Here is a 6883-nt window from a genome sequence, read left to right as displayed (position 1 = left end):
GACGGAATCAAACACATTCTGGGCTTGTGGATAGCTAAAGAAGAAGGCGCGTCGTTTTGGGCACAAGTGTGCTCTAACCTGGCTAATCGTGGGGTTAAAGACGTCTTCATTGTCTGCTGTGACGGGCTTAAAGGTTTGCCTGANGCAGTAGAAGCAACCTGGCCTGGCTCTATGGTGCAAACCTGTGTGGTGCACCTTATTCGTGCTGCTAACCGGTGGGTGGCCTACGGGGATCGCAAAGGCGTATCCGCAGCGTTGAAGAAGGTTTATACCGCCGCAGACGAGTCCACAGCTAAGGCGGCCTTAGACGAATTTGAAGCCTCTGAGCTGGGTGAGAAATACCCCAGGTCNGTGAAGGTCTGGCGGGATGCGTGGGNGCGGTTNGTNCCGTTTTTGCAGTTTCCTCCGGCAGCCCGNAAGGTNATCTATACGACGAATTCNATTGANTCGNTNAACAATGAGCTGCGAAAAGCCACCCGCAATAGGGTGCAGTTCACCAACGATGAATCAGCACTGAAGACGTTGTGGTTGATGATCTGCAATATCGAAGATAAACGAGCTGCAAAGAGGGCGAAGCAGGGCAAACGAGTCTCGGCGACAGCCGGAAGGCTCATGGAAGGAGCCCGAGTTTCCGGCTGGAAACAAGCCATCAACCAAATGGCCGTGGCCTACCCCGACCGCTTCGACAAATACCTATAAACCTAACCCCACACACAAACAACTTGACACGCTCGATCGCTGGCATCATCGGCGGAAGTCGACAGCTCGCTGATCAGGCTGGCGAGCTCAGGTTTTTCCATCAGCTTCTCGCTGATTTCGTTGATCCTTGCCGGGTCATGGCTTTTCTTCGGTGACACAGTAGTCATTATCGGTGAAACTCCTTTTAGATCAGAGCCTCACACACAAACTTCCTGACACTCTCCCAACAGCTTGCGAGAAGCAAAACAGGGAAAAACAAGAAATCTCTTTATTGTTACGCGCAGGGGCTCTGGGCAAACAAATACAGGAAGAACGGATTGATTACTTTCTGGAACGATTCAACCAATACTTACAGAACATAACCACCCTCGACGAACTAAACGAGAAAATTGATAATCGGTCAGATGAAGATTTCGACCTATTTTCGTTAGCGCCTTATGCTGCATCTTTCGATGAGGATTATATTAGGCATCTATTGCGGTGCTATAAACGTGGAATAATTTCTCCACGAGAGACCTCTTATCACCAAGATCTTGAAGGCAACATTACTCAGCATTATTCTCCTCAATATACTGTGCGCAGTAGAGATATGTTTTACATCAAAGTAAAGCTCCCCTGGAAATCTGAGTTCTTGCAGAATAATTTTCCTTATTCCCCAATCATTTTCCCGGAGAAGAAAGCCATCCAGGACGATCCCTCCCACATCGCTAACGATCCTAACTGGATAAAGCTAGTGTCTTAGTTTATGACATCACAACCACACGTCGTTACTCCCACTGGCATGATCACCGGGGCCTGGAGCAACAACCACACGGTGCGGCGCTTTTATTCCATTCCGTATGCAAATTTCTCCGGGACATTTGACGACGCCGAACTGTGCACTGCCAACGGTGATGTGGATGCCAGCACTCCTGCACCAGAGGCAGTAGCGCTGACGATCGCAACCCCGCCCGACGCCCGCGATCGCGACGATCTTCCGGTCATCGTGTTTATCCACGGTGGATCATTCGAAACTGGTTCACACGATGACCCGCGCCACGATGCCACAGCCAACGTGCAGGCTGGCTGCGTGCAGGTCAATATTGGTTACCGTAAGAAATTACCTGGTTTTGCACGCTTCAATAACGATGCCCCCGGTCATTACCGAGGAGTGCACGACTGCCTACTGGCCTTAGAGTGGATTCAGCGTAATATTGAATCTTTTGGCGGTGATCCCACCAACGTTACCCTGGCCGGACAGTCCGCTGGGGCCAACTTAGTGCTGTGGCTCTGCCGACCGGATCATTATCGGGGCGGTTTCCGGCGCGCAATAGTCATGTCGCCGGCCTCACCACGCCAACCAATCGAGGCCCGCACCTCTACCCTGCGCATGGCAATGCAAGTACCGCTGACTCGCCGCCGTTTGGCCGAACTGCCGCAGAAAAAACTCGACCGCGGCTACCAGCGCTTCAAATACCTACACATTAATGACGTCGCGTTAGGGCCCGACTTGCGCGAATTGGGCGAGCTTGCCGACGTCCGACTGTGGGTATCTACCACACACGATGAATTTCACCACCACCCGCTGGCGGCCACCGATAGCAAGCCGTGGGTGCACAGTGTGCCAGGCTCCAAAGCACTGTTTAAAAAGACCGCACGGGATCTGCAACTTTCCCGTAATTTTGACGAGTGGATGGAAGGTGCGCTCGCGCTGGATCCTTACCGCCCCATGGGCCGGTTGCTCACGGATGCTCTGATTGGACGCTGGGCTGCCAGCGCGGTCACCAAGGCCACCGGGCCAGTCTGGTTGTCCGAATACTACCGCAGCACCGCGGGTGGCGTGCAGCATTCTTCTGATATCGCGTACTTATTTGGCGTCAGTGACGGCGACAATGACAGCGCCAGTGAACATGCCGGGCGCAGACGACTGCACGAGGCTTTATTGTCGTTCGCCCGCACCGGTAACCCCGGCTTTGACAGCTATTCGGCCACAGGGCGCACCTGGCGGCTGGATTTCGGCACTGGACAAGCCACCATGTCAGAATCCCGAGTCCCACGGTTGGCCGAACACTTCCCTACCGAATCCCGGGGGCAGTAAGGCTAGAACGGAACAACCCCGGCGCGCCAGGTCCTCGATGCTGGACGCCCGCCACCAGGCACCAGAGACTAGGCACCCGCCACTAGGCACTAGCCACCGGCCACCAGCCACTAGTTGCTCAGGTTTCCTTCATACACCACGTTGCCGATGGTCAGGCGCGCGTCCCACAGCGCGCCAGGGGTGGTATCGAAGACATACTGCAAGTTCGTCGTGGCGCCAACGCCCAGCGGCAGATCCAACCCGCCGAGTGCCTCGCCATCCTCTGGGTTGGATTGCAATAAATCCACCTTGCTGTAATTTCCACCGCCGTTGCCGGTTTCCAGGGTCGGCTCGTCGAACGCATCCGGCGGCAGGGTCACATCATTGTCGTTGCGCACAGCGATGGTCACCACCGTGCCACCATTTGAGGCCGACACCGCGCCCTGGTAAGTGAAGCTCACCCCGTAGCCTGGGTCTTCCACCTGGGCATTGACGTTGTCGGGTCTGATCGGATCGACATCTTTGGATTTGTAATCCGGTTCCTCGGTTTCTTCCACCTCAATGGTGCTGGCTGGGTCTGCGCTGCTACCACCATTCGGATCCCCGCAGGCCGCCAGGCCCAACGCCAGGGTGCCAAGGACACCGACAAACCAGGCCCGCGTCGTTGTCTGTGGCTTCGCGATTGGTTTCACCATTGGTTTTCCACTGCCTTTCAGCACACTGCTTGTAGCCGTTGGGGCTGGACCACCCCGCCGGGGCTGACCACCCCAGTTTTCGCTGTCTTCCTACGTCCCGTCTATGGTAACCGAAAGCTATCACCGGATACCGCAGCACAACAGATGTTCGTCGACAGTGGCACAATGGTAAGTTCTGCACCCTGACTGATCAGTAATACCTTATGAAAGCGTGAATTCGTCGTGTCTTCCCTATTTCGCATCATGCGCAGTGCCTCGGCGCTGTGGCCGCTGTATTTAGGCGTTATCGTATCCGCAATCGTGGTCGCGGTGGTCTCGATGATCGGGCCGTTTCTGGTTGGCCAAACCACCGACGTGATCGCTGAAGGGATCCGCGAAGGCAACGATACCTCTAAGGTCTTGACGACGGTCTTGTGGCTGGCCGTCGCATTGTTTGCCGCCGATGCGGTACGCGTGCTGGTCGATAACCTTGGCGGCTACTGGGGCGATATGATGGCGGCGCGCCTGCGCCAAATCTTGTCGACGCGCTACTACGCGAAGCTGCTGGCTTTACCGCAACGCTTTCACGATAACCAGAACACCGGTGCGATTATCGCCCGGCTGGATCGTTCCATTCACGCGGTCACGCAATTTATCCAGTATTTCTCGAACAACATGTTCACGATCATCATTCAGTTGTTCGTGATTTTAGGTATCACCATTTTCTATTACTGGCCGTTGGCGGTGTTGCTGGCGCTGTTGTTCCCGACATACCTGTGGTTGACGGCGCTGACGTCCAAGCGGTGGCAAAGCTACGAGCACGAGAAAAACGAAGAAATCGATACGGCGAATTCACGCTTTGCCGAAGCCGTCGGTCAGGTAAAAATTGCCAAGTCTTTCGTTTCTGAGGTTCGCGAGCTGGCAAGTTTCGGCAACGCTTACCGTCGTACGGTCTCGATTACCCGCCCGCAGTCGCGCTGGTGGCATGCGATGGATATCGCGCGTGGGTTGACCACCGCTGTGTTGTTTTTCGGCATCTATGCCGTGATTTTTTGGCGCACGCTGGAGGGCCATTTCTCGCTCGGCCAAATGGTCATGCTCATTCAGCTGATGAACATGGCGAAAACCCCGGTGTTCATGCTGTCGTTTCTTGTCGACGCCGCGCAAAAGGCCATGGCTAACTCCCGGGGTTATTTCCGCATCATGGACGAAGAGCTCGACGACAGCGCCAACCCGCAATTGCGCAAAACCATCGATGCCCCGGACATCCCCGAGGTCGACCCCGCAGTTCCGGCACCGCTGCAGCAGGCAGATTCCGAGCCCGGCTTCGAATTCCGCAACGTGAAATTCGCTTATGAAGAAGACAAACCGGTGCTCAACGATATTTCACTTTCGGCGCCGCAGGGCAGCAAGATCGCGCTGATCGGTGAATCCGGAGGCGGTAAATCCACCGTGGTGAACTTGCTGCTGGGGTTGTACCAGCCGCAAGCGGGCAGCGTGTCCGTGCTTGGCCACGAAACCGCAGAGTTGAGCCCGGAGAAATTGCGTTCGTCTGTCGGCGTGGTGTTCCAGGAACCATCCCTGTTTTCCGGCACGATCCGCGAAAACATTGCCTACGGTAAACCGGAGGCCAGTGACGAGGAAGTCATCGCGGTGGCGCGGCGAGCCAATGCGCACGATTTCATCGCAGAATTCCCAGACGGCTACGACACCGTGATCGGCGAGCGTGGCCTGCGCCTATCCGGCGGCCAGAAACAACGTGTGGCCGTCGCGCGCGCCATGTTGAAAGATGCCCCGCTGTTGATCCTGGATGAGGCTACTTCTGCGCTGGATACCAAGGCAGAACGCAGCGTGCAGGCCGGGTTGGAAGAGCTGATGAAAGATCGTACGACGTTGATCATCGCGCACCGGCTATCCACCATCGCGGACGTGGATACGATCTTCACCTTGGAAAAAGGCGAGGTGGTCGAGTCTGGTTCGCCAGTGGAATTGGCGCGTAGCGGTGGAATATATGCACAGTTGTTGGAGCTTTCGGAATCTGTTTCTGCAAACCCAGATAAGCAGGTCACAGAGGAACAACGGCAGCATTTCCAACGCTATGGCATGGTGCACGACAGCACTAATTAGCTCGCGGTGGCGCTTCCGGCCTGAGCACACACGCGACTGTCACTAGGCTGGGGCGCATGAACACGCAAGAAAAACCTCACCTGAACTTCCCGGATCTGGAACAGCTTCGTGCCCGTGGCACACGCAAGTGGACAGTTTTTGACGACGACGTGCTGCCACTGTGGGTCGCCGAGAGCGATTTTCCCACCGCCGCGCCGGTGCACCAGCGCATCCGGGATGCCGTAGAAGCAGAAACCTTTGGCTATTCCCCAGCGCCGCACACAACACATCTGGCGGAGTCCGTCGCTGAATTTTATTCTGACTACTTCGGTTGGCGCCCGGACCCGCACAATATTGTCTGGTGTGCGGATGTGGTGCGCGGCCTCTTGTTAGGCCTGCAGCATTTCACGCGCGAGAACTCCGCGGTCATCATCCCTACCCCGTCGTACCCACCGCTGCTGGAGCTGCCAACAACTGCTGGTCGGGAGAAAATCGAGGTGTCTGCCTACGGTGGGCTGGATCTCAACGAGATTGAGAAGGCCTTCCAGAACGGCGCCGGTGCACTGGTGCTGTCGAATCCGTATAACCCGCTGGGTGAGGTCTTTTCCCGCGAGACCCTGACCCGCTTAGTGGAGCTTGCCGACGCCTACGACGCGCGGTTATTGCTCGACGAGATCCATGCGCCGCTGGTTTATGACGGCGAACATGTACCGGCGGCTTCGCTATCAGAGAAAGCCGCGCGGGTATGTTTCACCGTCACGGCTGCCTCCAAAGCCTGGAATATCGCCGGGCTGAAATGTGCACAAATCATCTTTTCCCATGACGCTGACCGCGAAAAATGGTCACAGTTAACCGGCGTCGCGAAAGACGGCACCGGCACGTTAGGCATCGTGGCTTCGCAGACCTGTTACCGCGACGCCCGCGGCGAGTTGGACGCGCAGGTGAAGTATCTGCGTGCCACCCGCGATTGGCTCGTGCAGGCCTTGCCGGAGGCCGTCGAAGGGTTGCGGGTTTCTGCCACGCACGCGACTTACCTGATGTGGTTGGATTTCCGCGATACCGCATTGGGTGATCTGGATACCCCGGCGCAGTGGCTTCGTCGTCACGCGAAAGTAGGGTTGAATGAAGGCACGGACTTCGGCACCGGAGGCGCCGGGCACGCGCGGCTGAACTTTGCAACGTCGCGGGAAATTTTGGAAGAAGCGATCGCCCGGATCAAGGCCGCCGTCGACAAGCGGGCAGCTGAATAAAAATCTGGCAATCTGATAGTCTCATCACCGCAAACTGGTTAGGGTCTGTGTACAGTATTCTGAATATTCTTCACTACTCACCCACAAAGTTAAGGTGA

General features: G+C 56.3%; 7 protein-coding genes. 5 read left to right on the top strand and 2 right to left on the bottom strand.

Annotated features, from left to right (window positions below; genetic code table 11):
- Nucleotides 1–699: IS256 family transposase (locus tag B142_RS0110340; protein ID WP_018121476.1), on the top strand; the 699-nt coding region annotated here is incomplete at its 5' end.
- Between the two features lie 2 nt (nucleotides 700–701).
- Here the strand turns inward: B142_RS0110340 and B142_RS13685 are convergent.
- The gene (locus B142_RS13685) at nucleotides 702–866 is read right to left on the bottom strand and encodes a hypothetical protein (protein ID WP_018121475.1); all 165 of its coding nucleotides are present in this window, start codon (nucleotides 864–866) and stop codon (nucleotides 702–704) included.
- 5 nt (nucleotides 867–871) lie between these two features.
- Between B142_RS13685 and B142_RS0110330 the strand changes: the two genes are divergently transcribed.
- Both B142_RS0110330 and B142_RS0110325 read left to right on the top strand, forming a co-directional pair.
- Nucleotides 872–1441 carry a hypothetical protein gene (locus tag B142_RS0110330; protein ID WP_018121474.1) on the top strand — a complete coding sequence of 190 codons (570 nt, stop codon included), beginning with the start codon at nucleotides 872–874 and terminating at the stop codon, nucleotides 1439–1441.
- A 3-nt stretch (nucleotides 1442–1444) separates the two neighbouring features.
- Nucleotides 1445–2776 carry a carboxylesterase family protein gene (locus B142_RS0110325; protein ID WP_018121473.1) on the top strand — a complete coding sequence of 444 codons (1332 nt, stop codon included), beginning with the start codon at nucleotides 1445–1447 and terminating at the stop codon, nucleotides 2774–2776.
- 110 nt (nucleotides 2777–2886) lie between these two features.
- On the opposite strand, the gene B142_RS0110320 is transcribed toward B142_RS0110325, so the two are convergent.
- Complete coding sequence (locus tag B142_RS0110320) at nucleotides 2887–3450, bottom strand: hypothetical protein (RefSeq protein ID WP_018121472.1); 564 nt, start codon at nucleotides 3448–3450, stop codon at nucleotides 2887–2889.
- 222 nt (nucleotides 3451–3672) lie between these two features.
- Between B142_RS0110320 and B142_RS0110315 the strand changes: the two genes are divergently transcribed.
- Together B142_RS0110315 and B142_RS0110310 are read left to right on the top strand one after the other, a co-directional pair.
- Nucleotides 3673–5556 carry an ABC transporter ATP-binding protein gene (locus tag B142_RS0110315; protein WP_026168065.1) on the top strand — a complete coding sequence of 628 codons (1884 nt, stop codon included), beginning with the start codon at nucleotides 3673–3675 and terminating at the stop codon, nucleotides 5554–5556.
- A 56-nt stretch (nucleotides 5557–5612) separates the two neighbouring features.
- Nucleotides 5613–6785, top strand: a complete 1173-nt coding sequence (locus B142_RS0110310; RefSeq protein ID WP_018121470.1) for a MalY/PatB family protein — start codon at nucleotides 5613–5615, stop codon at nucleotides 6783–6785.
- Nucleotides 6786–6883: the final 98 nt, after the last annotated feature.

Source organism: Corynebacterium propinquum DSM 44285, from assembly GCF_000375525.1.
Lineage (GTDB): Bacteria > Actinomycetota > Actinomycetes > Mycobacteriales > Mycobacteriaceae > Corynebacterium > Corynebacterium propinquum.
The sequence above is the reverse complement of the archived record's forward strand: the minus strand, read 5'-3'. Positions and strand labels throughout refer to the sequence as shown.

Bases quoted from the DNA above. Each gene is read 5' to 3' on its own strand.
- B142_RS0110310 (WP_018121470.1), top strand. From the start codon at position 5,613: ATGAACACGCAAGAAAAACCTCACCTGAACTTCCCGGATCTGGAACAG.
- B142_RS0110320 (WP_018121472.1), bottom strand. From the start codon at position 3,450: ATGGTGAAACCAATCGCGAAGCCACAGACAACGACGCGGGCCTGGTTT.
- B142_RS0110325 (WP_018121473.1), top strand. From the start codon at position 1,445: ATGACATCACAACCACACGTCGTTACTCCCACTGGCATGATCACCGGG.
- B142_RS13685 (WP_018121475.1), bottom strand. From the start codon at position 866: ATGACTACTGTGTCACCGAAGAAAAGCCATGACCCGGCAAGGATCAAC.